Consider the following 23,971-nt stretch of genomic DNA (forward strand, 5'->3'; position numbering starts at 1 on the left):
GCGGAGGTGCCCGGCGTGGAGGTACCCGGCGTCGAGGTGCTCACGCCGTCACCCCCGCCGCCACGACCGCCCCGTCCGTCATCCGTACCTCTCGGTCCGCGTACGCCGCGACCTGCGCGTCATGCGTGACGAGGAGGACGGCCGTGCCGTTCTCGCGGGCCGTGAGGGTCAGTGCCGTCATGACCTGTTCGCCGGTGAGGGAGTCGAGGGCGCCGGTGGGTTCGTCGGCGAAGACGATACGGGGGCCCGTGATCAACGCCCGCGCCAGCGCGACGCGTTGGTTCTGGCCGCCGCTCATCTCCCCCGGCCGCAGGGCCTCTTGGCCCAGCACCCCGAACCGCTCCAGCCACTCCCGCGCCTCGGACCAGGCGCTGTCCCGGCGCCGCCCGGCGAGCAGCAGCGGCAGCGCGACATTGTCCAGCGCCGTCAACTCCGGGATGAGCTGGCCGAATTGGAAGACGATGCCGAACTCGGTACGCCGCAGCTCGCTCAACTCCCGTTCGCCGAGCCCGTCCAGCGCCTTCCCGGCGTACACGACCGACCCCCGGTCGGGCCGCACGATGCCCGAAAGGCAGTGCAGCAACGTCGACTTGCCGCTCCCGCTGGCCCCCGTGACCGCGAGGACCTCGCCCGCGGCCAGCTCCAGCGAGGCGTCCCGCAGGGCGGGTGTCGCACCGTACGTCTTGCCCAGCCCGAGCCCCGACAGAAGCGCAGTGTCCGTCATCCGGCATCGACCTCCTCGGTGAGTGTGGTGAGCCGGGCCCCCGTGGTGGTCATCCAACGGAGGTCGGCGTCAAGGTGGTTGAGGGCGTAGTCCGCGGACAGCACGGTCGCGAGGTCCGCACTCCGCCCCGTCTTCACGGCGGTGAGTTCCCGCATCCGGCCCATGTGCGCGGCGCGTTGAGCGGTGAGGTACGCGCCGGCGTCCCCGCCGCTGAGGATCGCGACGACGACTTTCGCGAAGATCTCGTTGGCGACGAAGGGGGCGGGCGGGGCGACCTCGGCGGCCCACTCGGTGAGTTCCGCGGCCCCCTTCTCGGTGACCCGGTACATCGTCCGCTCCGGCCCCCCGTCGGACCCGGTCCCCTCGACCTCCGCGAGCCCGTCCCGCACGAGCCGCTGCAACGTCGTATACACCTGCCCGTACGCCAGCGGCCGGGCCTGCGGGAACCGCTCGTCGTGGCGCCGCTTCAGGTCGTAGCCGTGGCTGGGGCCGGTGGCGAGCAGGCCGAGGAGGATGTGGCGGGTGCTCATGGGGAGCAGTATGCACTACGTATATGTACTGAGTGAATAGCTGGCCGGGAACAAGCCCTCACCGGGGTGAGGGCTGGGCCGGTCAGGAGGGGACGGTGCCCACCAGGACGAACTCGTTGTACGGGAAGACCTTGCCGACCGGGCGGGCGAAGGGGAAGGAGTAGGCGCGGGTCACGGTCACGCCCGCTGTTTCCGCGTGTTCGCGCAGGCCGGTGAGGTCGACGAAGCGGACGTGGGTGGCGTCCGTCTTGTAGCCCGCTTCCTGGGGGGTGATGAGGACGACCTTGCCGCCCGGTTTGATCAGGGGAAGGTACTCGGCGAGGATCTTGACGCCCAGGTCCGCGTCCATGTGTTCCAGGACGTGTGCGCACAGGAGGCTGTCGAAGGAGCCCGGGGGCTCGTCGAGTTCGTCGGGGGTGTACGCCGTCAGGCCGCGTTCCCGGCAGGTGGCGACCGAGTGGGGGTTGTGGTCGACGCCGACGCTCTCCGGAGAGCAGTTCAGGAGGTTCCGGCCGAGGCCGCAGCCGACGTCCAGGACTCTGCCCATGTGGAGGCGGCGGAGGTTCCAGCGGTACGGGGCCTGGGTGGGGAGGAAGCGTTTGAGGCCGGACGTTTCCAGGCGGGTGAGGCGGCTGGTGTAGTCGGAGGAGCGCGTGTCGGGCATGAGCGACCGTCGTTCTCTCGCGGAGGCCGTGCAGGGGTGAGGACGGGCCACCGGGTGACTGGATGGCTGAAAATAAGTAGGTGAATCATAAGATCTTCTCGCTAAAAGGGAAGCGGGGTCTCCGCAATGTTTTGGTGAGGAAGCGGTGACCGTGACGCCGGTTGCCGGTCGGGGTGCTGGTGGAGACGCGGGTGGAGCCATCCCCGGGGTCGAGCAGAAGCCGCGTGAACGCTGCGCCGAGCGGGTGAGTCGTGGCTTCCGGTGGGGGGTGTGCTCGGGTCGGATCTTGTGGGGACTGTTGTGCGCAGCGCTGAGGGGGTTCTCAACTCGTCGCGGCTTGGGCCTTGTTGGCGCTCGTCATCGACAGTCCTGCGGGCGAAGACCTCGCGGTTCTTGCGGGGCTGGCGGCGGAGGCGTTGAAGGGGCGGCGGGTTGCGGGGAAGGCGGTGTTGGAGGTCGGGGGGTGAGGGGCTTGCCCTCGCCCTCGCCGTTCAGTTCGGGAGTTTCCACTCTGCCCAGACCGTTTTGCCGATGCCGTCGCGGGGGCCGTGGCCCCAGTCGTGGCAGAGGGCGTTGACCAAGGTGAGGCCCCTGCCGAACTGTTCCGTGGGGATTGCTTCGCGGGGGGACGGGATGCGTTCCGCGCGGGGGTCGCTGACCTCCAGGCGGAGGGTGGTGTCGGTGGTGCAGAGGCGGATGTGGATCAGGCGGTCGCGGAGGCTGCCGTGGAGGATGGCGTTGGTGGTGAGCTCGCTGGTGACGAGGGCGACGTCGCCCGCGAGGGTGGGGTGGCCCCAGTCGATGGTGAGCTGGGCGGTTCGGGTGCGGGCGCGGGTGACGTTGTGGGGGGTGGGGGTGTAGGTGCGTTCGTCTTCGTGGTGGGTGGGCATGGAGGGCCTCCCTTGCGTGAGCGGTGGGGCACTGAAGGTAGCGAGGGTTCCGATACTGCGGCAATCGGTTCGGGGAAGTTCTTCCCCAAATTGGTGAACTAGTCGACCTGAGTGGCGAACTGGGTACACACTGTGCTCGTGAAGCGATCAACGCAGCCTGATGGCAATCGGACGTCAACTGTCTTGGGACGCAAGCTCGGTGGGGAGTTGCTGCGGCTGCGCATCGCTGCGGGCAGGACTCAGACGCAGGCTGCCGAGTCCATCAACGCGACCGGCACGAAGATCGTGAAGATGGAGCAGGGCTGGGTGCCCATGCGGGACCCGGACATTCGGGTGCTGTGTGAGGGGTACGGGTTGGAGGACGCCGAAGTCCTGGCCAGGCTGCTCGCGCTGGCGAAGCTGGACCGAGAACGCCGGAAGGCCAAGGGGTGGTGGCTGAACGCCTCCGTCGGCAAGGGCCTGGTCGACTTCGTTTCGCTGGAGGACAGCGCCACCCGTATTCGTAACTGGCAGGTCACGCTGATTCCGGGGTTGTTGCAGACCGCCTCGTACACGCGGGCGATGGCTGTGGCCAACCCCGCTTGGGAAGACCCCAATGAGATCGAGACTGACGTCGAGGTCAAGCAGAAGCGTCAGAGGCGCCTGATGGGTGAGAACCCGGTTCATCTCCATGTGGTGATCTGGGAAGGCGCGTTGCGGCAGCAGATCGGTGGACCCAACGTCATGCGGGGTCAGATGGAACGCCTGCTGGAGGTCTCGGAGTATCCCAACGTCCGGCTTCAGGTGCTGCCGTTCCGGACCGGCGCCCACCCGGCTACCGCCGGTCCGTTCTGCATCCTCTCGTACGCAGAGGCAGGAGCGCTCGATGTGGTGGAGAGTGACACCCACAACGACATGATGTGGGTGGAGAACGATGAGGAGTGCGCGTACTTCGGCGAGGTGTTCGACCGGCTCGCTCGGCTTAGCCTGGCTCCCAAAGACTCCACCATGCTCATCGACAGCCTGTACAAGGAAAGCTAACCGTGCCTGAGTTCCAGTTTGTGAAGTCCAGCTACTCCGGTCAGTTGCAGGAGTGCGTCGAGGTCGCTCGCAACATCCCCCACACCATCGCCGTACGCGACTCCAAAGCCCCCACCGGCCCCCACCTCCTCCTCACCCCCACCACCTGGCACGCCTTCATCCACTCCCCCTGGACACGCTGATCGCCACCGAACCCCCCACCCCGAACTCCCGCAGCGAGTTCACGACCAACTCCGTGACCCACGCCGCCGCATCCGGCGTCCACTCGGGCGCGGACGCGGTGAACGTCGTCTCGGCAGCCCTCGCAGGCAACCCGCGTTGATCCACGCGCAGTTGCCCGATGGACCGCTGCGCGGCATGCGTGAGTACCTCGACCGGACCGAACTCCGATCCCGCCGCGATCCTCACCGTGATGCCGGTCCTGGCCTCCGGCGACGAGAGGGCGTACCAATCCGCGTCCATCCGGAGGTCAAGCGCGGTGTTGGGCGCGAGCCCTAGGGGGACGTGAGCGCTCAACGCGTTGAAAGTCACGTCCCCCACCCGGTGCAGGGAGTCGGTCATGACCCGCGTCATGGGGAGGATCGGGACGTGCTGCCGGGCCATCCCCGCCGTGGGGTACACCGTCAGCCACGCCAGCCGACGGTTCCGGCCGTCCTGCGACCAGTCGTTCCCCGCATCGGCATGCCCCCAGCGAGCGCCCGCGAGATCGCTCAGGCCACCGAAGAACGCGCTGCTCCACCCGTACGCGGCGGCCCGTTTGATGACGAGGCTGAAGAGGTCCTCGTCGAGATCGTGGTCCGCGCTGACCTGATCGATCCAGGCGTGCCGCCGGAACACGCCGTGGATCTCGACGGTCATCGCGAGGCTCGCGTCGTGTTCCATCGTGTCCTCCGCTAATCCAGTTGCCCCCTCCAACCCCGCCCGATAAAACGCTCACATGCTCACAGGCGTCACCATCGGGCTCCGAGCCCGGCAAGAGGACGATTTCCCCACCCTCCGTACCGAGCTCTTCAACGACGTGGCCAACGCCGCCCGCGCGGACAACGCACCCTGGCGGCCCTTCAGCCCCGAGTCCAAGGACGCCCGCCTCGTCGAGGACGAGGGGGACGAGGACCGAGTCCCCTTCTCCGTCGTCGAGTTGGCGGGCGGCACCCTCATCGGCGTCGCCAGCCTCTGGGGCATCGACACCCACAACCGTGCCGCCCACATCGGCCTCAACCTGCTCCCGGCAGCCCGCGGCAAGGGCTACGGCACGGACGTCGTCGCCACCCTCTGCCAGTACGCCTTCGTCGTCCGCAGCCTCTACCGCCTCCAGATCGAGACCCTCGCGGACAACACGGCGATGCTCACCGCCGCCGAACGCAACGGCTTCGTACGCGAGGGCGTTCTCAAGTCCTCGGCGTGGGTGATGGGCGAGTTCGTGGACGAGGTGATCCTCGGGCTCCTCGTCGACGACTGGAAGAAACGCTAGGACCCGTCGAGCGCGGCGAGCGCCTCCGCGGCCTCCGCCTGTCTGGGGCTCCGCATCGCCGCGAGCGCGTCCCGCGCCGTACGCAGCGCCTCCCGCGCCTCGGGGTGCCCCGTCGCCCCCAGCACCCGGCCCAGATCCAACCGCGCCTGCTCCGACCACGCCGGCATCTGCGCCTTGTCGAACGCCGCCAGCGCCTGCCGCAACGGCGCCTCCGCCTCGTACCAACGCTCCAGCGCCGCAAGGTCGTTGCCGATCTGCTGGCGGGCGACGGCGTGGTACATGGCCATGACGTCCGCCGTACGGCCGGGTACTCCGGCGCGGCAGATGCGCTCGCTGCGGCGGTGGACGTCGAGGGCCTCGGCGGGGCGGCCGGTCTGACGGAGGAGTGTGCCGAGGGCGTTGAGGAGGCTCAACTCGGCGAGCCTGGCCTGCGGGGACTCCTGCGGGGCGAGGCAGCCGGTCGCCTCCCGTAGGCGTTCCTCCGCCTCGTCCACCCGGCCCAGCCGGTGCAGGCCGCCCGCCATGTAGCCGAGCGCCCAGCCCTGTTGGAGTCCGTCCCCGCACTCGCGGGCCGCCGCCAGCGCCTCGACGGCGGCGGGGAGCGCGGCGCGCGGGTCGTGCACGCAGAGGTTGTACGCCCACGCGAGGTAGTTGAGGTGGACGGCCTCCTCCTGCCGACTGCCCAGCTGGCGCGCGGAGTTGGAGGAGAGCAGGAAGACCTCCACCCACTGCTCCCAGTGCTGGTTGAGGTCGGAGAACCAGTGCATCGCCCTTGCCGCGTCCAGGACTTGGCGGTGCCGGCCCGTCTCGTGCGCCCGGTGCAGGGCGGCCAGCCACTGCGCGCGTTCGGCCTCCAGCCAGGCTCGGGCCTCCTCGCGGCCGGTGGGCGCGCTGTCCGGGTCGGGGTCGCCCTCCGAGGTCCGCTCGTGGTCAACGTCGAAGTGCAGCGCGGCTGTTGTGGCCCGGCGCAGCATCCAGTCCGCCGTACGGTCCAGGGCTTCGGCGGTGTCCTCGGACTCGGTCAGCTCCGCGGCGTACAGCTTGAGGAGGTCGTGGAAGCGGTACCGCTCGGCGACGGGGTCGCTCTGGAGGAGGCCCGCGTCGGTCAACTCCTCGGCGCGGGCCGCCGTTTCGTCGTACGGCAGGCCCGCCAGGAGCGCGGCTGTCTCGGGGCTGAAGTCGCCTCCGGCGGCCAGCGCGGAGCGCCGTAGCAACAGCCTTGAGGCGGGCGGGAGTTGGCGGTACGAGAGTTCAAATGCCGCCCGTACTTGCAGACTTCCGGCCTGGAGGGCGTCCAGTCTGCGGCTCTCGGCCTTGAGGCGGGTGGCGAGTTTGGCCAGGCGTTCGTGCGGGCGGGACGCGAGGCGCTGGCCCGCGATGCGTACGGCCAGGGGGAGGTGGCCGCAGAGGTCGGCGAGGTCGCGGGCGGCCTGCGCCTCCGCCCGTACCCGGTCCGCGCCGATGATGCGGGTCAGCAGCTCCACCGCCTCCTCGCGGCGCAGCAGCGACAGGTCCGTGCGGTGGACCGACTCCAGGCCCGCGAGGGCGTGGCGGCTGGTGACGATCGTCAGGCCGGTGCCGGGGAGGAGGGGGGCGACCTGGGCCTCGTCGATCGCGTTGTCCAGGAGGAGGAGGCGGTTGCCGGCCAGCGATCGCCAGAGGGCCGCGCGGTCCTCGGTGGTGGACGGGATGTCCGCTACGCCGAGTGCTTTCAGCAGGCGGGCCAGCGCGTCCCTCGGGGTGGTGGGGGTGGGGGTCATGCCGTGGAGGTCCAGGGCGAACTGGCCGTCCGGGTAGTGCGGGGCCAGGTGGTGGGCGGCGTGTACGGCGAACGCCGTTTTGCCCAGGCCGGGTTGGCCGGAGACGACGGTCACCTGGGGGCGGGTGGCCGCGAGTTGGGCCAGGGCCGGGGCGCGTGCGGTGAAGTCCTGGATGTCGCGGGGGAGGGAGAGGGGGGTGGCCGTGGGTTTGGTCGTTCGGGGGCGGTCGGCTGCGGCCGAGGGGCTGGCTGCTCGGGGGCGTCCGGCTGCGGCCGACTTCTCCAGGCTCGCCGTCTCCATGTCGTCCAGGTTCAGGGCTTCGGCCAGGGCTTGCACGGTTTGGCGCTGTGGGCCCCGGGTACGGCCGCGCTCCATGTCGGCCAGCGCTCTGACGCTCACGCCTGCCGCGTTCGCCAGGGCTTCCTGGCTGAGGCCGGCTTCGGTGCGGAGGGTGCGCAGCCGCTGGGCGAAGTCTCCTGCGGGGGGTGTGCTGGCGCGCACCGTTGGTGTCTCCGATCGTGCGGGTCGTCCGGGGTATCCGGGTCGGTCGGGTCGGCCGGGTGGGGCGGCTTGTCCGGGTTGGTCGGGTCGGGCGGGTGGGGTGGCTCGTCCGGGTTGTTCCGGTGCGGGCCTCCGGCAGAAGTATGACGGACGTAGTTCTGCCGGGTGAACTGCCTGGTGGGAGGGGGGAGGGGGGTGGTCGACTTGAGGAGGACACGGGGCGTGGCTCCCAGGTATGGGGTGGCGTTCCGGGTGCGGGGGTGCCGGGTCCGGCGCGTACTCCGCTCGGTGGTGCCGGTGATCCCGGTGAGCCGGGCGGGTGGCTGGGGGAGCGGGGTCCGGGTGGGCGGGGGGCGGCGCTGGTGCGGGGAAGCGTGCCGGTCGCTCGCCGCCTGCGGGCTGGGCTTTCGCGGCGGCAGCAGCCTTGCCGCATGCCGGGCTTTCGCAGTAGCAGCCTTGCCGCGTGCTGGGCTTCCGCAGCCGCAGCCGCAGCCGCAGCCGCAGCCGCAGCCGCAGCCGCAGCCGTGCCGTGCGCCGGGTTCTCGCAGCCGGAGCCCTGCCGCGTGCCGGGCTTTCGCAGCCGAAACTCTGCCGCGTGCCGGGCTTCCGTAGCCGTAGCCGTAGCTCTGCCGCGCATCCGCAGTCGTCGGCCTGCCGTAGACCGCCTTCCACCGCCGTCCCCCTTACGTCTTACACCGAACGAGGCCCCCCACATGAACGACAACGCGTACGCCGCCCGGCTCTCCCGGCGCGGCGTCCTCACCGCCGGTGCGCTGACCGCCGCCGCCGTCGCCCTCCCGGCAGGGCCCGCGTCCGCCGCCGGTAAGCCCGCCATCTTCTACGCACCCCACCAGGACGACGACGCGATCGGGCTGGCCGGGTCGATCCTGGAGCACAAGGCGGCCGGGCGGCCCGTCTACCTCGTCCTCGTCAGCGACGGGCGCAATCCCGACCTCGCCGTACGGATGAACGCCGACCCCTGCGCGTTGACGCAGTGGTCCAGCCCTCACCCGTGCGCCGCCGGTGGCCGGCACAACCTGTCCTGGCCGACCGACGGCGTCACCAACATCGTCTCCGCGCGGACCGCCGAGTTCATGGCCTCCGCGAAGGCGCTCGGCGTGGACAAGGTCATCAACTTCAAGGTCGCGGACGACGGGTTCTCCAGCGACTCCGCCTACAACAAGCTCGTCGGCCGGATCGAGGCCAAGGTGAGGGCGCTCGCCGAGCAATACCCGGGCGCCTCCCACAAGTTCACCGCCGGGTGGCTGGAGCACACGGAGACGCACAAGGCGTGCAGCGACGCGGCGTACCGGCTGATGAACGACGGGGCGATCTCGGACGTCCGCTTCAACTACGTGTACGCGTACGGCCGTCCCGAGGGGGAGCGGGCGGACGGGGCCTCGTACGTGCTGAACATCCCTGCCGCGCACATGAAGACCAAGCGGAACGCGATGTACGCGTACAACACCTGGGATCCGAGCCGGAATCTGTACGCGCTCGGGTACCACAGCGTGCCGGATCTGCTGGAGGCGGCGCATGCGGATGCTCGCGAGTTCGTCCACACGCTGCCTGCCAACTACCGGCCGGGCCGGGGCAATTGACCGCTCGGCCGACCACAACTGACCTCAGCTGACTTCAGCGAAAAAGCCGACGGCATCGAGTCGCGGCCCACTACCACCTACGGGGAATCTCTCATGAACACCGCACTGCACCGCTCCACGCTGCTCGCCCTCGCGGGGACGGCCCTCGCCCTCTCCCTCACCGCCTGCCAGAGCGGTGAGGGCACCGAGTCCGCGGCGGCGTCGCCCGATGTCACGGTGGCGTCGACTCCGGTGGCCGGTACGTCTACGGCTGACAAGGCTGCGGGTACGACGGCGGGTACGGCCGGTAAGCCGGGCGCGTCCGGTACGTCCGGCTCGGGCTCGGCGAAGGCCGCTGGCTCTAACGGCTCGGCCGGCTCCGGGAGTTCGACCGGCGACAAGGCGGCGACGCCGACGTGCACCGCAGCCGACGTACGGATCACCGCCGCTCTCCAGGACGGCCCGCCCTACACCCACATCGTGCTCACCGCGAAGAACACGAGCCGGCACTCCTGCCGCCTGGCGGGCTTCCCGCGTGTCCAGTTCCTGGAGAGCCACAAGCAGGACGTCCCGTCCGTCGCGAAGAGCAAGCCGGCCACCCCGGTCGTACTGGCGGCCGGCGCTCCCGCCTACGCCCTCGTGAAGCTGTCGGACGGCGGCGTCGACGAGGACAACGAACCCGTCTCGGCGTTCCAGGTCATGCTGGAGGACGACTCCACGGTCATCACCGTCTCCGCGCCCGGCAAGGACGGCATCGCCGTCGACCCGGCGAAGGCGCTCACCGGGTACTGGACGTACGAACTCCGCAACGGGGCCGACGACTTTTAGGGCCTGCCCGGCGGATCAGGCCGCGGTCGCGGGGTCTGGCACGCGCATCTGCGGCGTTGTCGTCGGTTGCCGACGCTCCGCGTCGACGCCCTCCTCCGCCTTGCAGCTGCACGCACCAGACCCCGCTCACCGGCATGGAAAGGGGCCGTCACTCTTGTGCAGCCTGATCCGCCGGACAGACCCTAAGCCCGATCCAGGTGGACGACGACGCCCGTGTGAAAGCGGTTCACGGCGTCGTCCACGCTGCGGATGAACCCCGACTCCGCGTTGCCCCGGCTGCTGCCCATGCTCTTGAGCAGGGAGAGGCGGAAGCCGGTGATGCGGGTGTCGGGGTTTTTCGGGAGCAGGTCCGCCGGTTCGGGGCGGAGGCGTTCGAGGGTGCCGCGCGGGCCGGTGCCGTCCTCGACGAGGGTCTCGACGTGGAGGTCGGCGGGGGCCTCGGAGAGGTGGCGGATCAGGCGTTTGGCCCAGGTCAGGGGGTAGCCCTGGTCCGGTGCCGGGATGTCGATCGACGTACGGAGTCTCGCCGTCCGCAGGTCCGCGCCGACCGCCAGGATTCCCGGCGCGCCTTCGATCCGGAGTTCCGCCAACAGGCGTCCGTCCACGCAGAGTTGGTCGGCGAGGCGGCTGCGGCGTTCCTTCGGGTCGGCGCCGCGTTTCGCGCGCTGGACCGGCAGGACCTTCTGGCCGAGTTCGCCGCCGAGGCTGAGACAGAGCTGTCGGACGAGGCGTTCCCAGCTCTCCACGACGTCCAGTGCGCGGGGGTCGCCCGCGCACAGGGTCTCGTCGTCGATGCCGTTGCGTACGGGGACCCAGGCCGCGCCCATGTTCTGGAAGCCGTGGCAGCCGGAGTTCTCGTGCCGCAGGTAGTGCAGGAGTTCCAGGAGCAGCCAGGCGTGCGCCTTGTCGTTGACGCCCTCGTGGCGGATCAACATCTGGGCCTGGTAGGCGACTTCGGCCCAGGACAGGTGCCATAGACCGACCTTGTGCTTACGGCGTCCGTCGACCTTGACGTCGACGAGGGGGCTGCCTTCGAGGGCGACGTCGTTCGACAGGGTGATGACGGCCTCGTACCCGCGCCGCGCGGCGATGTCCATGTACGCCTGCACCTGCTCGGACTTGAGGGCGTTGCCGTTGGTCTTCGTCTCGACGAGGGCGGTCCAGAGTTTCCCGGCGCGCTCGACGCGGATGACTCCGTCGGGGCGCTTCGGGGTGTCGCCGTGGGGGAGCGAGACCTCGGTGAACGTCTCCATGCGGCCTGCGGGGGCGCCGAACGCGGCGGTCAATCTGCGGCCGAACTCGGGTACTTGGGCCATGACCGAGAGGAGGACGGAGGTCGCGCGGGTCTCGCGGTCGTGGTCGCTCTTGAGGGCGGAGGCGGGGAAGAGGCGGGACTGACGCCAACTCTCGTTCTCCGCGAGGGATTTCTTCGGGGTCTTGGGGACGGTGACTTTCTTCTTCGCGGTCCGGGGGCGTGCGGGTTTTTTCGGTGCCGCCTCTTCTTCGGCTGGTGCGCGGGGAGTTGGGACCAGGGCCAACGCCGTTTCGTGCGGGGGGCCTTGGAGGGTTTTCGGCGGGGTTTCCAGCAGGGTTTCCGGCTGGAACTCTTGCTGGTCCGGCGGCTCCTCCGCGCCCGCGTCGTCCTCGATGTCGACGCCGAAGTCCGTTGCCAGGCCCGCGAGTCCGGCGTCGTACCCCTGCCCGACCGCGCGGAACTTCCACTCCTCGCCCCGCCGGTACAGCTCCCCGAAGATGATCGCGCTGACCGCCCCCGCGTCCTCGATGGCGAACCCGACGAGCGCCTCCCCGCTCCCGTCGGCCAGCGTCACCTTGAGGTCCTCCAACTCGCCGAAGCCTGCCGCCCCGTAGCGGCTCGCGGCCACGACGATCCGTTCGACTTCCGGCGGGACCACGGTCAGGTCGAAGCTGATCCGGTCCTCGTCACCGCTGTCGGTCGGCGTCTTGCCGAGCATCTGCACGCTGCCGTCGGCGGCGACGGGGTTGTTGTAGAAGTAGAAGTCCCCGTCGCTGCGCACCTTTCCGTTCTCGTCCAGCAGCAGCACCGACACATCCGCGTCCCCCTCGCCCGTCGGGCTCACCCAACTCAGGCTCACGATCACCGAACCGGCGCTCTCGCTCAACGCCGCCAGTGCGACGTTCGAGCCCTTGGTCATCTCCTTCATGTAACCCCCCAGGTGTGACGTACGGCACAAGTAGAGACTGTAGTGGGCGTTGTGCGGAGTTGAGGGGGCGTCTGTGAAGTACGTACTGGGTAGTGCTGGGATGACCCGTCCCGCCTGTCGAGGAGGTCGTTGTGGCCGATCAGGAACTGGCGCAGCTTGCCGAGTTGTACGGGGTCGCTCCGTCGTTCAGCCCGGGGCCGGGGAGGGTGGTCGAGGCTTCGGACACCGCGTTGGTGCGGGTGCTGGGCGCGTTGGGGGTCGACGCCGGGAGCCCGGAGGCCGTGCGGGAGGGGATCCGGGAGCGGCGGCGGGTGCTGGGGGAGCGGGTCGTGGCGCCGACGCTCGTGCAGTGGGTGGGCGGGGCGGCGCCGGAGTTGCCCGAGGGGAGCGTGGTGCGGGTCGTCACCGAGGAGGGGGAGGTCCGGGACGGCGTGGAGGAACTGCCGCCCGGAGTGCACGAGTTGACCGTCACCGTGCCCGACGGGCGTACCGGCGTGGCTCAACTCGTCGTCGCCCCCGCACGGTTGCCCGCGCTCGGCTCACGGTCGTACGGGATTCTCGTCCAGCTCTATTCGCTGCTCTCCCGGCGGTCGTGGGGCATGGGGGACCTCGGGGATCTGCGGGAGCTGGTGGAGTGGGCCGGGCGGGGGCTCGGGGCGGGGTTCGTGCAGGTCAACCCGTTGCACGCGGCCGTGCCGGGGCCGCCCACCGACCCTTCGCCGTACCGGCCGTCGTCCCGGCGGTTCCCTGATCCGGTGTATCTGCGGGTCGAGGAGATCCCCGAGTTCGCCTACGTCGACGGCGCCGTGCTCCAGGCCCGGGGTGCCGCGCTGCGGCAAGACGTCCTGGAGAAAGGGGAGTTGATCGACCGGGACGCCGTATGGGCGTTGAAACGCGAGGCGTTGGAGGCTGTCGTCGCCGTTCCGCTCGGGCCGGGTCGGCGGGCCGTGTACTGCGACTTCCTCGCCGAACAGGGGCAGGCACTGGAGGACCACGCGACGTGGTGTGCGCTGGCGGAGGTGTACGGGGCCGACTGGACGCGGTGGCCGGAGGGGCTGCGCGACCCCCGGTCCGACGAAACCGCCCGTGCGCGGCTGGAGTTGATGCGGCGGGTCGACTTCCACTGCCGGGTCGCCTGGTACACGGACGCCCAACTCGGCGCCGTACAGCGGGAGTCGGGGATGGCGCTCGGCGTCGTACACGATCTCGCCGTCGGTGTGCATCCGGGCGGCGCCGACGCCTGGGCCCAACAGGACATCTTCGCCCGGGAGATGTCGGTCGGCGCACCCCCAGACGCCTTCAACTCCCTCGGCCAGGACTGGGGGTTGCCGCCGTGGCGTCCCGACCGGCTCGCGGAGGCGGGGTACCGGCCGTTCCGGGAGCTGCTGCGGGGGCTGTTCCGGTACGCGGGGGCGCTCAGGATCGACCACGTGATGGGGTTGTTCCGGCTGTGGTGGGTGCCGGAGGGGGAGGCGCCGGTGGACGGTGCGTACGTCCGGTACGACGCGGAGGCGATGCTCGCGGTGCTGGTGCTGGAGGCTTCGCGGGCGGGGGCGGTGGTGATCGGCGAGGACCTCGGGACCGTCGAGCCGGGCGTGCGGGAGACCTTGCGGGAGCGTGGGGTGCTCGGGACGTCCGTCCTGTGGTTCGAGCGGGACTGGGACGGGGACGGGCGGCCGATCCCGGCGGAACGCTGGCGCGCCGACTGCCTCGCCACGGCGACGACGCACGACCTGCCGTCGACCGCCGCTCGCCTCAGCGGGGAGCATGTCGAACTTCGGGAGCGGCTGGGGTTGTTGGACGGGCCGCTGGAGGGGGAGCGGGCTGCGGCTGCGGCTGATGTGCGGGAGTGGCTGGGGGTGATCGGCGGGGGTGATGGCGACGAGGAGTCCCAAGTCCGGGCCGTGTACCGGTACTTGATGCGTACGCCAGCCTCGCTGGTCGGCGTCTGGCTGCCGGACACGGTCGGGGACCGGCGCCCGCAGAACCTGCCGGGGACGTGGGACCAGTACCCGAACTGGCGGCTGCCGGTCGCGGACGGGGAGGGGAGGCCGGTGAGCCTGGAGGAACTGGCGGGGTCGGCTCGGGCGCATGGGTTGTTCGAGGCGCTGCGGGTGAGCGGGGGAGGGTGAGGGGTTGAGTGGGCGGGAGTGGCTCTGAGGTCGTAACTCCCTACACCTCGGGAGCTACCGCGCCGTACCCCGCAGGAGCTACTCCGCCGCCTCGTGGACCCGCCGCAGCAACTCCATCAGCCTCTCCGCCTCCCCCACCCCGAGCGGTGCCAGCAACTCCGCGTTGGCCCGCTCGGCAAGCTCCGCGCACCGCTCCAGCACCCGCACCCCCTCCGTCGTCACCCGCACCGCGTTCTTCCGCCGGTCCGCCGGGTCCGGCTCCCGGACCGCGTACCCCTTCTCCTCCAAGTGGTTGATCACGAGCACGACGTCCTTCGCGTCGAACCCCAGCCGCCGCACCAGATCCGCCTGCGCCACCGGTTCGTGCTCGGCGACCGCCGCCAGCACCGCGTGCTGCGCCAACCGCAGCCCCTCCGCCGCGAATGCCTCCGCGACCAGCTCACGTCCCCGAGCGGCCACCCGGCCGGCGAGCCAGCTGGGGAGGGACTGGATGTGGGTGAGGGGGCGAGGTTCGGTCATGTCCGCAGGGTAACCAGAAACCGTTGGACATCCCAACGGCTTCACGTCTAACCTCGGAATCCGTTGGGAATCCCAATGACTATGAATCCGAGGAGGTGGCCATGCGGCGTGTCCGGTACGAGGTCAGCGGCGGTCCCGAGGTGCTGTTCCTGGAGGAGGCTCCCGTCCCTGTCCCCGGCTCCGGCGAGCTGCTCGTCCGGACGGAGGCGGTCGGCGTCACGCTGCCTGCCGTACGGAAGGTGCGCGAGGGGGTCGGGCCGCTGGCCGGGGAGGTCGCGGGGGTGGTCGTCGCCGTGGGGGACGGGGTCACGGGGTTCGCGGTGGGTGACCGGGTCGTCGGTCTCTGCTTTTCGCACGCGTACGCCGAACTGGCCACCCTCCGCGCGGAGATGGCGTCCGCCGTACCCGAGGACGCGAGCGCCGTCGACGCCGTGGCGCTGGTGAGGAGCGGTGCGGTGGCGCGAGGAGTCGTGGAGGTGGGGAGAGTTGAGAAGGGGGACACCGTCCTGGTCACGGCCGCCGCGAGCGCGATCGGGTCGCTGGCGCTGCAACTCGTGCGGAACAAAGGGGCGTTGCGGGTCGTGGCCGCCGTAAGCAGCGCGGACAAAGCGGAGTTCGTGCGCGGACTCGGTGCCGACGAGGTCGTGCTGTACGGCGACGACAGCTGGGGCGACCCGGTGGACGTCGTCCTCGACGGGGTCGGCGGCGACGTACTCGGGCCTGCCGTACGGGTGTTGGCGCCGGGCGGGAGGCTGGTGGCGTTCGGGTCGGGTGGCGGGACGGTCGACGCGTACGAACTGCTCGTACGGAGTGCTTCGGTCACCGGATTCCAGGTGGCGGCGGTCGCGCGGCGCGAGCCGGAGACGTACGCGGGGTGGGTGGGCGAGCTGTGGGAGCGGTACAGCGCCGGCGTGCTGCGGCCTCGTGTCTTCGCGGAGTTCCCGTTGGCGGAGGCGGGACGCGCGCACAGGGTGATCGAGACACGGGGCAATCTCGGGAAGGTCGTACTGGTCCCCTGATCCCCCCTGCCCGGTCCCTTCGCCTCGCCCCGCCCGGTCCTTTAAGGCACCCCGGACGAGCGCCCTCCCCCGGCGTTCGCTACTTTTGCACCGTGGACAAGAAGAACGCCTTGCGCGCCGGCACCCTGGCGGCCGGTACGACGCTGATGATGCTGCTGATGTCGTCCCCCGCGCTCGCGCTCACGCGCGACGACGGTGACGACCCGGGTCCGGGTCTGAGTGTCGTCGACACGCTGGGCCTCTTCGTCGTGGCTCCCATCGGGATCTTCCTCGTGATCGCGGGCCTGGTCTGGGTCCTGGACCGGTCGAAGGACCGCGAGCCCAAGGCTTCCAAGGCCTGACGTCCGCTTACTGAGTCATACGGGTGCTGCCTGAGTACTAACCGGGTACGCCCCGAGAGTTACTCCTGCGTAGTACCCGGCAGCAACTCCCGCAAAAGGTCGGCCAACTGGCCGACCTTTTCCGCGTCCAGGACCGAGATCGCCTGCTGCTGGACGGCAAGGCCGGCCTCGACCGCCTGGTCGACGACCCTGAGACCGTCCTCCGTAAGAGTGACGCGCAGGGCCCTGCGGTCGTGGGGGTCGGGGGAGCGGCGCAGCAGTGACGCGCGTTCGAGTTTGTCGAGGCGGCCCGTCATGCCGCCGGTCGTGAGCATGAGGGTCGAGGAGAGTTCGCGGGGCGAGAGGGAGTAGGGCGCGCCGGAGCGGCGCAGCGTCGCGAGGACGTCGAACTCGCCCCGGGAGATGCCGTACGGGGCGTAGGCGCGTTCGGCGCGGTCGCCCATGGCGCGGGCGATGCGGGAGATGCGGCCGAAGATCTCCATCGCGGCGGTGTCGAGGTCGGGGCGGGCGGCGGCCCACTGGTCGACGATCGCGTCCACGGGGTCCTTGGGGGGCGTGCTCATGGGGCGAGTATCTCAAGCGGCACCGGCTTGCCTCCGACTGGCTTACTTCTAAGTAGCTTGACTCTAATTCGCTTAGTGCTAAGCTAATCATCGTCGAGCTACCTGACCGGGGTGTCCCATGAAGTCCACGACCGTCCTCCTCACCGCCCTCGCGCCCATCTCCTGGGGCACCACCTACGCCGTGACCTCGGAGTTCCTCCCGCCGGACCGGCCCCTCTTCACCGGCCTCATGCGCGCGCTCCCCGCCGGCCTGCTCCTCCTCGCCCTCACCCGCACGCTGCCGCGCGGCGCGTGGTGGTGGAAGGCGGGGGTGCTGGGCGCGCTCAACATCGGCGCGTTCTTCCCGCTGCTGTTCCTCGCCGCGTACCGGCTGCCCGGGGGGCTCGCGGCGGCGGTCTCCTCGGCGGGGCCGCTGTTCGTACTCGCCCTCTCGACGGTGGTGCTCCGCGAACGGCCGACGCTCCGCCCCCTCCTCACGGGCATAGCTGCGGCCCTCGGCGTCACCCTCGTAGTCCTCAAGGCGGGCGGCGCGCTGGACACCCTGGGTATTACGGCCGCAGTGGCCTCCACGGCCTCGATGTCCGCCGGTACGGTCCTGACGAAGAAGTGGGGTCGTCCTTCCGGCGTAGGCCCCCTCACCCTCGCCGGCTGGCAGCTGACGGCAGGCGGCCTCCTGATCGCCCCCATCGCCCTCCTCGCCGAAGGCGCACCCCCCGCCCTCGACGCCCGCGCGATCAGCGGCTACCTGTACCTCGCCCTAGCCAACACGGCCGTCGCCTACTGGCTCTGGTTCCGAGGAATCGGCCGCCTCTCCGTCGCCCAGGTCTCACTGCTCGGCTCCCTCTCGCCGGTGACGGCGGCGGTCGTGGGGTGGGCGGCGTTGGGTCAGTCGCTGACGGCGCTGCAACTCGTGGGCATGGGGGTGGCGTTGGGGGCCACCGTCATCGGGCAACTGAGGCCCGCCGCGCGCGCCACCACGTCCGCGCCCAGAGAGCGTGAACTCCACCGAGTGTGACGACGACGGCGACCGCGTCCAGCCGCTCACCCACCGAGGAACCGGAGCCCAGGTCCGCGAGCGCGTCGGCGAGGAGGACCGCATCGGCGGGAAGGGTGACGACGGCGAGAGCGCTCAGGCACAGCGCCGTACCGATGACGAGTACGGCGCTGTAGAGCCGTACCGAGCGGCGCTCGCGGGCGGGCAGCGCACGGCTGGGATCGTCCTCGGGGGCGGCGCGGCCGAGGAGGCGCCGGGAGAGGTGCCGGGCGTACGCCAGGCCGTCGCCGTACAAGTCCCGGCAGCGCAGGAGGTCTTGGAGGACGAAGTAGAGGTCGGTGCGGGTGAAGACCATGAGCTGGAACGGGACCGGGAGCAAGGAGAGCAGGGCGAGAGCGGCGAGGAGGCGGCGCGGGGTGCCGTCGACCGCGTGTGTCGCCAGAGCGAGCAGGGAAGCGGCGGTGACGTTGACCGCGATACCGGAGAGGTAGGCGGTCAGGCGGTGGCGGCGGGGGGCGAGTTCGATGCCGCTGATGTCGGTCTGGACGACCAGGAACTGGAGGCGGGTGCCCAGTCCGATGCGGCCGTTCACGCCGGTCGCCCGCGCTGTCAGGAGGTGGGCGTACTCGTGCAGCATGATCAGGGCCCAGCCGAAGCAGGCGCCCGACACGAGGACGGCGCTGCCGTGGTCGCTCCACAGGAGGGTGCGGTGGCTCAGGGGGACCGGCGGACGGCTCAGGGCGGCTGCCGTCGCCAACGCCGCCACGAGGAACGGAAGTACCGGATGCAGCAGCCAACGGACGTGCCGGGGGCGGATCTTGGCCAACGGAGGCGGCCGGTGGCACGGTTCGGCGGCCCCCTCGCCGTCCAGCTCCACCACGAAGCCCAGTGCGACCAGGGCTTCCACGAAGTCCGGTACGTCGATGTCCTCGCCGGTCTCGGTACGCAGCCGAGTCGCCACCTCCGGCGCGGTGAGGCCCTCGGCGAGGAGGTCCAGAGCCCGTTTCCCCGTCCTGGGGAGTGCGACCGTCCGGCCCGTGGAGAGCCGGCCGACGATCCACTCCTCACCGTCAGGGCGTGAGCGGACGTCGGAATGCAGGCGAACTCGGGTCATCGCGGGGTGAGTTGGCCGCAGGCCGGGCAGCGGCGCAGGTCCCGGCGCGCGAACTCGCCCTCGCGCAGACCTCCCAGCAGGCGCCGGTGCCGGGGACGTAGACGCCCGCCGTCGCCAACGGGCCGCGGTAGCCGGCGTCCACCCAGGGCAGGCGGGCGGCTATGCAGACGCGGTTGGCCCAGCGCCAGATGTCGACGGGACGTTGGACAGCTCGACGGTGTCCGGCTCCACGCAATGCAGGTGACCGACACCGGAGGCCACCAGGTTCTGCGCGGCGTGGCCTCCCGTGCCGCCGAGCCCGATCAGGAGGATCCGGGCCTCGCGCAGGCGTAGTTGGGCGTCCCAGGGGGTGCGGCGGGGGCCCCGGTCCATCCAGTGCAGGAGAGGGACGCCTCGGCTGTGGCGCTCGCGCTCGTGGGGCGGAAGGGGGTTGGGGGCGCCGATGTCCTCGACGAAACCGGCGCCGTAGAGATCCGCCAGGGCTTGCGGGACGTCCTCGGGAGCCAAGTCCGGGTGGCGGAAGCGGACTTCGATGATGATGTCGGACGGGCTTCGCGTGCCGTCCAGTGTCTCGACGAGGGTCCAGATCCAGCCCTGCGGGTCCTCGATCTCCGCGCCGATGCCGTAGATCACGCTGCCGATGCGGATGTTGCCGTCCACGGTCCGGTACGGGCGGTGCTCGGGCTTGACGCGCGGAAGCGCGAGCATCTCGACCACGTCCACAGAGCCTCCGTCGCTGGGGCATCACCCGGGCCTCGTGGCCCCGTGGGGCGCACTTGACAGCAGATACCCCCGGGGATCCCATGGAACACCTGACATCCTTGCCGGGAAAGGGAGTTGGCATGGCAACGAAGATCGTGATCCGCCCGCTGGAGAAGAAGGAAACCACGGCCCCCAGCAACTCACAGGGCTCCTGAGACGGGGGGACCGGCGTGCGGACACCGTCCCTTTCGTCGCCCTTTCCGAACGTCGGCGACCTTGAGCGGCGGGCCCGCGCGCTGGTCTCCTCGGCGCCGCGCGACCTCCGCCTTCGTGCCGTGGGCGAGAGCCGCGCAGGACGACCCCTGTGGCTGCTCTCCGCCGGACACGGGACCCGGCAGATCCTCACGGTCGCCGGGGCGCACGCGGACGAACCGGTGGGCGGGGCTTCGGCGTTGAGGCTGGCCAGGCTCCTGGCACACCGGCCGCACCGCTTCGAACCTCTCGACTGCACCTGGCACTTCCTGCTCTGCCTGGACCCGGACGGGGCGATGCTCGCGGAAGGCGGGCAGCCACAGGAGGGGGCCGAGCCGTCGCTGGCGGAGTCCTACCGGCGCTTCTACCGGCCGCAGTTCGGGTGGCAGCCGGAGTCGATGCCGGTGGGCGGGGAGTCGCTCCCCGAGTCCGCCGCGCTCGTACGGCTGCTCGACGAACTCCGTCCCGACGTTCAATTCACCCTGCACGGCATCGAGTTCGGCGGTGCGTTCGTCATGCTGACGCGCGAGCACCCCGGCATCGCCGCCGCCTTCCGCCGGATCGCCGCCCGCCTGGACATCCCCCTCACCCACCACCCCCTCGACGGCATCGACTGGCGCCCGAGGCCGCCCGGAGTCCTGGTCCTCCCCGACGAAGCGGGCGTCGGCGAACGCGACCAGAGCGGTTACGTCGCCGAGAGCACCTGGCTGCACCCCCGCCGGTACGGCACGCTCACGACCATCGTCGAGTCCCCCGCCCGGGCAGTGGCCGGCGTGGACGACCCCACCCCCGCCCCCGACCCGTACGGTGAGACGGCTCGCGTCAACGAACTCCTCCTGGACCGAACGCGTCAACTGACCGACGCCGTACCCGAGTCGGCCCTCGCCAAGGTCCCCGAGGCGCTGATCCCCCTCCGTACGGCCGCCCTCGAACTCATCGGTGTCGCCCCGTCCATCGTCGAGACCTGGGCCACCGAGGAACCCCCCGGCCACCGGGGCCACTCCACGGCCCTCGGCATCTCGGCCCGCCGTGTCCCGATCCGCGCGGCGGCGATGCTCCACCGGGCGCTCGCGGGCACGCAGGCCGCGGACGTCCTCGCCGTCCTCCTCCACGACTGGCTCCAGGAACTGGAGAAGTCCTTCGACCTGCGGTGGGTCCCGGTGTCCGCGCAGACGGGACTACAGGTGCGGACGATGATCGAGACGGTTCGCCTGACGGCATGACGAAGGGCGCCCGGCGTCGACAACGCCGGGCGCCCCTGTGTGTACTACGCGTCCGCAGCCTGCGCCTTCAGCGCCCGCTCAACCCCCGACTGGGACTCCGACACCAACCGCCGCAGCGCGGCGTTCGGTTCGGCGGAGGACAGCCAGGTGTTCGTGGCGTCCAGCGTCGACTGCGAGACCTGGATCGCCGGGTAGAGGCCGACCGCTACCTGCTGGGCGATCTCGTGGGACCGGGTCTCCCAGATCGACTTGACCACCTCGAAGTACTTCTCCGTGTACGGCGCGAGCAGTTCGCGCTGTTCCGGCTGGACGAAGCCGCCGATCACCGCTTCCTGGAGCGCGTTGGGAAGGTCCGAGGAGTCGATGACCGAGGACCACGCGGCGGCCTTGGCCTCGGCGGTGGGCCGGGAGGCGCGAGCCGTCAGGGCGTGCCGCTCGCCCGCCGCCGTCTTGTCGCGCTCGTACTCGGCGTTGATCTCCGCCTCGTCGAACCGCCCGACAGAGGCGAGCCGTTGGACGAACGTCCACCGCAGCTCGGTGTCGACGGCGAGCCCCTCCACGACCGAGGACCCGTCCAACAGGCCCTCAAGGAGCGAGAGTTCGGAGTCGGTCCGGGCCGTCGCCGCGAACGCCCGTGCCCACGCGAGCTGATGGTCGCTGCCGGGGGCAGCCGCACGCAGGTGCTCCAGCGTCGCCTCGGTCCAACGCGTCAGCAGAGAAGCGCGCTTGGCCGGAGCCGCGTACAGCTCCAGCGCCAGCTTCACCTGCCGCTGGAGGGACTGGACGACGCCGATGTCCGACTCCTTGCCGATCCCGGAGAGGACCAGCGAGAGGTAGTCGCTCGTGGCGAGTTCGGCGTCACGGGTCATGTCCCAGGCCGAGGCCCAGCACAGGGCGCGGGGGAGGGAGGACTCGAAGTCGCCGAGGTGCTCGGTGACGAAGGCCAGCGACTCCACGTCGAGGCGGACCTTCGCGTACGAGAGGTCGTCGTCGTTGAGCAGGACAACTGCCGGGCGGCGCTTGCCGATCAGCTGGGGTACGTCCGTCAACTCCCCGTCGATGTCCAGCTCGATGCGCTCGTCACGCACCAACTTGCCGCTGTCGTCGTCGAGTTCGTACAGGCCGACGGCGATGCGGTGGGGGCGGAGCGTCGGCTCGCCCTTCGCGCCGACGGGCAGCGCGGGCGCCTCCTGGCGGACCGCGAACGACGTGATGACACCGGCGGAATCCGTCACGATCTCCGGCCGCAGGATGTTGATCCCGGCCGTCTCCAGCCACGCCTTCGACCACGACTTGAGGTCACGCCCGGAGGTCTCCTCCAGCGCGCCGAGCAGGTCCGAAAGCCGCGTGTTGCCGAACGCGTGCGCCTTGAAATACGCCTGCACGCCCTGGAAGAACGCGTCCATCCCGACGTACGCGACGAGCTGCTTCAGGACGGAAGCGCCCTTCGCGTACGTGATCCCGTCGAAGTTGACCAGGACGTCGTCGAGGTCGTTGATCTCCGCCATGATCGGGTGCGTGGACGGGAGTTGGTCCTGCCGGTAGGCCCACGTCTTCATGGAGTTCGCGAACGTCGTCCAGGAGTGCGGCCAGCGCGAGCCCGGCGCGTACGCCTGGCAGGCGATCGACGTGTACGTCGCGAACGACTCGTTGAGCCAGAGGTCGTTCCACCACTCCATGGTGACGAGGTCGCCGAACCACATGTGCGCCAGCTCGTGGAGGATCGTCTCGGCGCGCGTCTCGTACGCGGCGTCCGTGACCTTCGAGCGGAACACGTACTGGTCGCGGATCGTCACCGCGCCCGCGTTCTCCATCGCGCCCGCGTTGAACTCCGGGACGAACAGCTGGTCGTACTTCTTGAACGGGTACGCGTAGTCGAACTTCTCCTGGAACCAGTCGAATCCCTGTCGGGTGACCTCGAAGATGGCGTCGGAGTCGAGGAATTCGGCGAGGGAAGGACGGCAGTAGATGCCGAGCGGCACGGACTGGCCGTCCTTCTTGTACACGCTGTGCACGGAGTGGTACGGGCCGACGATCAGCGCGGTGATGTACGTCGAGATGCGCGGCGTCGGCTCGAACTCCCAGACGTCGTCCTTGGGTTCGGGCGTCGGGGAGTTGGAGATCACCGTCCAGCCGGTGGGCGCCTTCACCGTGAACCTGAACGTCGCCTTCAGGTCCGGCTGTTCGAAGGACGCGAAGACGCGGCGCGCGTCCGGGACCTCGAACTGCGTGTACAGGTACGCCTGTTGGTCGACCGGGTCGACGAAGCGGTGCAGGCCCTCACCGGTGTTGGTGTAGGCGCAGTCCGCGACGACGCGCAGGACGTTCGGACCGGCGAGCAGGCCGGGCAGGGCGATGCGGGAGTCCTTGAACACCTCGTCGGGGTCCAGCGCGTCGCCGTTCAGCGTCACTTCCAAGGCCGCCGGGGCGACCAGGTCGATGAACGACTCGGCGCCGCCCTCGGCGACATCGAAGCGCACCGTGGTCACGGACCGGTAGGTGCCGCCCTCCTGCGCTCCGGAGAGGTCGAGATCGATCTCGTACGAGTCAACGGTGAGCAGCTGAGCCCGCTGCCGAGCCTCTTCGCGAGTCAGGTTTGTGCCAGGCACGCGGTCATCTCCTCGTTATGCGTGGGTTGTGGCCATCTTTCCACGTGCCGCTTCCGGGCACGCAGCCACTATCGCGGAGCACACGAGCTCTTGACCGAAGCCGCCCGCCTCGCCGCCCCCACCTCACGCGCCCCCGTCTGATGCCGCTGCCCGTCTTGCGGCCTACGCCGTGCCCGCGCTCCCGGCCGATGCCGCCGCCCGTCTCGCCGCCTACGCCGCGCCCGACACCGCCAGCCCCCTCACCGCCTCCGCCAACGCCCGCGCTCCCGGCCGATGCCGCTGCCTGTCTTGCGGTCTTCGCCGTGCCCGCGCTCCCGGCCGATGCCGCTGCCTGTCTTGCGGTCTTCGCCGT

Annotated in this window: 22 protein-coding genes; 10 read left to right on the forward strand and 12 right to left on the reverse strand. The window is 70.5% G+C overall.

Translation table 11 applies throughout. The features are described 5' to 3' along the window. Positions 1-40: 40 nt before the first annotated feature. The 4 genes from J8M50_RS09830 to J8M50_RS09845 all read right to left on the reverse strand — a co-directional run bounded on the left by J8M50_RS09830 (position 41) and on the right by J8M50_RS09845 (position 2,808). Positions 41-724, reverse strand: a complete 684-nt coding sequence (locus tag J8M50_RS09830) for an ABC transporter ATP-binding protein (RefSeq protein ID WP_010354182.1) — start codon at positions 722-724, stop codon at positions 41-43. Then, entirely contained in the window at positions 721-1,254 is a 534-nt protein-coding gene (locus tag J8M50_RS09835; protein ID WP_010354184.1) for a PadR family transcriptional regulator, read from the reverse strand. Before J8M50_RS09835 ends, J8M50_RS09830 begins: the two co-directional genes overlap by 4 nt. A gap of 82 nt (positions 1,255-1,336) precedes the next feature. After that, positions 1,337-1,918, reverse strand: coding sequence for a class I SAM-dependent methyltransferase (locus J8M50_RS09840; RefSeq protein WP_010354185.1), 582 nt, complete (start codon positions 1,916-1,918; stop codon positions 1,337-1,339). 491 nt (positions 1,919-2,409) lie between these two features. After that, entirely contained in the window at positions 2,410-2,808 is a 399-nt protein-coding gene (locus J8M50_RS09845; RefSeq protein ID WP_010354186.1) for an ATP-binding protein, read from the reverse strand. A gap of 183 nt (positions 2,809-2,991) precedes the next feature. Here J8M50_RS09845 and J8M50_RS09850 point away from each other — a divergent pair, with 183 nt between their 5' ends. Next, positions 2,992-3,828 (forward strand): helix-turn-helix domain-containing protein, encoded by an 837-nt coding sequence (locus J8M50_RS09850; RefSeq protein ID WP_010354187.1) that lies wholly within the window; start codon positions 2,992-2,994, stop codon positions 3,826-3,828. A gap of 2 nt (positions 3,829-3,830) precedes the next feature. Continuing rightward, positions 3,831-4,010, forward strand: a complete 180-nt coding sequence (locus J8M50_RS09855; RefSeq protein ID WP_029183924.1) for a DUF397 domain-containing protein — start codon at positions 3,831-3,833, stop codon at positions 4,008-4,010. On the opposite strand, the gene J8M50_RS09860 is transcribed toward J8M50_RS09855, so the two are convergent. Further along, positions 3,985-4,710 (reverse strand): hypothetical protein, encoded by a 726-nt coding sequence (locus tag J8M50_RS09860; protein ID WP_010354189.1) that lies wholly within the window; start codon positions 4,708-4,710, stop codon positions 3,985-3,987. The genes J8M50_RS09855 and J8M50_RS09860 overlap by 26 nt on opposite strands. 55 nt (positions 4,711-4,765) lie before the next feature. Between J8M50_RS09860 and J8M50_RS09865 the strand changes: the two genes are divergently transcribed. After that, positions 4,766-5,299 (forward strand): GNAT family N-acetyltransferase, encoded by a 534-nt coding sequence (locus tag J8M50_RS09865; RefSeq protein WP_010354190.1) that lies wholly within the window; start codon positions 4,766-4,768, stop codon positions 5,297-5,299. Here J8M50_RS09865 and J8M50_RS09870 read toward each other — a convergent pair. Next, on the reverse strand, positions 5,296-7,560 hold the full coding sequence (locus J8M50_RS09870; protein WP_010354191.1) for an ATP-binding protein: 2,265 nt from the start codon (positions 7,558-7,560) through the stop codon (positions 5,296-5,298). The genes J8M50_RS09865 and J8M50_RS09870 overlap by 4 nt on opposite strands. A 713-nt stretch (positions 7,561-8,273) precedes the next feature. On the opposite strand from J8M50_RS09870, the gene J8M50_RS09875 reads away from it, so the two are divergent. Both J8M50_RS09875 and J8M50_RS09880 read left to right on the forward strand, forming a co-directional pair. Continuing rightward, positions 8,274-9,161, forward strand: a complete 888-nt coding sequence (locus tag J8M50_RS09875) for a PIG-L deacetylase family protein (protein WP_010354192.1) — start codon at positions 8,274-8,276, stop codon at positions 9,159-9,161. Positions 9,162-9,254: 93 nt separating this feature from the next. After that, positions 9,255-9,968 (forward strand): DUF4232 domain-containing protein, encoded by a 714-nt coding sequence (locus J8M50_RS09880; protein WP_010354193.1) that lies wholly within the window; start codon positions 9,255-9,257, stop codon positions 9,966-9,968. 182 nt (positions 9,969-10,150) lie between these two features. Here J8M50_RS09880 and J8M50_RS09885 read toward each other — a convergent pair whose 3' ends face one another. Further along, entirely contained in the window at positions 10,151-12,151 is a 2,001-nt protein-coding gene (locus J8M50_RS09885; RefSeq protein WP_050987234.1) for a TerD family protein, read from the reverse strand. Between the two features lie 131 nt (positions 12,152-12,282). On the opposite strand from J8M50_RS09885, the gene malQ reads away from it, so the two are divergent. After that, positions 12,283-14,283, forward strand: coding sequence for a 4-alpha-glucanotransferase (malQ, locus tag J8M50_RS09890; RefSeq protein ID WP_010354196.1), 2,001 nt, complete (start codon positions 12,283-12,285; stop codon positions 14,281-14,283). A gap of 78 nt (positions 14,284-14,361) precedes the next feature. Here the strand turns inward: malQ and J8M50_RS09895 are convergent, their stop codons facing one another. Then, positions 14,362-14,802 (reverse strand): MarR family winged helix-turn-helix transcriptional regulator, encoded by a 441-nt coding sequence (locus J8M50_RS09895; RefSeq protein ID WP_010354197.1) that lies wholly within the window; start codon positions 14,800-14,802, stop codon positions 14,362-14,364. A 101-nt stretch (positions 14,803-14,903) separates the two neighbouring features. Here J8M50_RS09895 and J8M50_RS09900 point away from each other — a divergent pair, with 101 nt between their 5' ends. Then, positions 14,904-15,821, forward strand: coding sequence for a quinone oxidoreductase family protein (locus J8M50_RS09900; RefSeq protein WP_010354198.1), 918 nt, complete (start codon positions 14,904-14,906; stop codon positions 15,819-15,821). Positions 15,822-15,913: 92 nt separating this feature from the next. After that, entirely contained in the window at positions 15,914-16,162 is a 249-nt protein-coding gene (locus tag J8M50_RS09905; RefSeq protein WP_029183925.1) for a hypothetical protein, read from the forward strand. Between the two features lie 59 nt (positions 16,163-16,221). On the opposite strand, the gene J8M50_RS09910 is transcribed toward J8M50_RS09905, so the two are convergent. Next, positions 16,222-16,725 (reverse strand): MarR family winged helix-turn-helix transcriptional regulator, encoded by a 504-nt coding sequence (locus J8M50_RS09910; protein WP_010354200.1) that lies wholly within the window; start codon positions 16,723-16,725, stop codon positions 16,222-16,224. A gap of 118 nt (positions 16,726-16,843) precedes the next feature. Between J8M50_RS09910 and J8M50_RS09915 the strand changes: the two genes are divergently transcribed. Next, entirely contained in the window at positions 16,844-17,740 is an 897-nt protein-coding gene (locus J8M50_RS09915; protein ID WP_010354201.1) for an EamA family transporter, read from the forward strand. On the opposite strand, the gene J8M50_RS09920 is transcribed toward J8M50_RS09915, so the two are convergent. Both J8M50_RS09920 and J8M50_RS49670 read right to left on the reverse strand, forming a co-directional pair. Further along, positions 17,667-18,833: a hypothetical protein gene (locus tag J8M50_RS09920; protein WP_010354202.1), complete on the reverse strand. Its 1,167-nt coding sequence runs from the start codon at positions 18,831-18,833 to the stop codon at positions 17,667-17,669. The genes J8M50_RS09915 and J8M50_RS09920 overlap by 74 nt on opposite strands. Positions 18,834-18,992: 159 nt before the next feature. Continuing rightward, positions 18,993-19,556, reverse strand: coding sequence for a ThiF family adenylyltransferase (locus J8M50_RS49670; protein ID WP_010354203.1), 564 nt, complete (start codon positions 19,554-19,556; stop codon positions 18,993-18,995). 209 nt (positions 19,557-19,765) lie between these two features. On the opposite strand from J8M50_RS49670, the gene J8M50_RS09930 reads away from it, so the two are divergent. Beyond that, positions 19,766-21,010 carry a M14 family zinc carboxypeptidase gene (locus J8M50_RS09930; RefSeq protein WP_010354204.1) on the forward strand — a complete coding sequence of 415 codons (1,245 nt, stop codon included), beginning with the start codon at positions 19,766-19,768 and terminating at the stop codon, positions 21,008-21,010. 44 nt (positions 21,011-21,054) lie between these two features. On the opposite strand, the gene pepN is transcribed toward J8M50_RS09930, so the two are convergent. Next, complete coding sequence (pepN, locus tag J8M50_RS09935) at positions 21,055-23,619, reverse strand: aminopeptidase N (protein WP_010354205.1); 2,565 nt, start codon at positions 23,617-23,619, stop codon at positions 21,055-21,057. Positions 23,620-23,971: the final 352 nt, after the last annotated feature.

The sequence above is a fragment of the Streptomyces acidiscabies genome, assembly GCF_020010905.1.
GTDB classification, from domain to species: Bacteria; Actinomycetota; Actinomycetes; order Streptomycetales; family Streptomycetaceae; genus Streptomyces; species Streptomyces acidiscabies.

Excerpts from the sequence above, each read along its gene's own strand:
- J8M50_RS09830 (WP_010354182.1), bottom strand. The coding sequence starts at position 724 with ATGACGGACACTGCGCTTCTGTCGGGGCTCGGGCTGGGCAAGACGTAC.
- J8M50_RS09835 (WP_010354184.1), bottom strand. The coding sequence starts at position 1,254 with ATGAGCACCCGCCACATCCTCCTCGGCCTGCTCGCCACCGGCCCCAGC.
- J8M50_RS09840 (WP_010354185.1), bottom strand. The coding sequence starts at position 1,918 with ATGCCCGACACGCGCTCCTCCGACTACACCAGCCGCCTCACCCGCCTG.
- J8M50_RS09845 (WP_010354186.1), bottom strand. The coding sequence starts at position 2,808 with ATGCCCACCCACCACGAAGACGAACGCACCTACACCCCCACCCCCCAC.
- J8M50_RS09860 (WP_010354189.1), bottom strand. The coding sequence starts at position 4,710 with ATGGAACACGACGCGAGCCTCGCGATGACCGTCGAGATCCACGGCGTG.
- J8M50_RS09865 (WP_010354190.1), top strand. The coding sequence starts at position 4,766 with ATGCTCACAGGCGTCACCATCGGGCTCCGAGCCCGGCAAGAGGACGAT.
- J8M50_RS09875 (WP_010354192.1), top strand. The coding sequence starts at position 8,274 with ATGAACGACAACGCGTACGCCGCCCGGCTCTCCCGGCGCGGCGTCCTC.
- J8M50_RS09880 (WP_010354193.1), top strand. The coding sequence starts at position 9,255 with ATGAACACCGCACTGCACCGCTCCACGCTGCTCGCCCTCGCGGGGACG.
- J8M50_RS09885 (WP_050987234.1), bottom strand. The coding sequence starts at position 12,151 with ATGAAGGAGATGACCAAGGGCTCGAACGTCGCACTGGCGGCGTTGAGC.
- J8M50_RS09895 (WP_010354197.1), bottom strand. The coding sequence starts at position 14,802 with ATGACCGAACCTCGCCCCCTCACCCACATCCAGTCCCTCCCCAGCTGG.
- J8M50_RS09900 (WP_010354198.1), top strand. The coding sequence starts at position 14,904 with ATGCGGCGTGTCCGGTACGAGGTCAGCGGCGGTCCCGAGGTGCTGTTC.
- J8M50_RS09910 (WP_010354200.1), bottom strand. The coding sequence starts at position 16,725 with ATGAGCACGCCCCCCAAGGACCCCGTGGACGCGATCGTCGACCAGTGG.
- J8M50_RS09915 (WP_010354201.1), top strand. The coding sequence starts at position 16,844 with ATGAAGTCCACGACCGTCCTCCTCACCGCCCTCGCGCCCATCTCCTGG.
- J8M50_RS09920 (WP_010354202.1), bottom strand. The coding sequence starts at position 18,833 with ATGACCCGAGTTCGCCTGCATTCCGACGTCCGCTCACGCCCTGACGGT.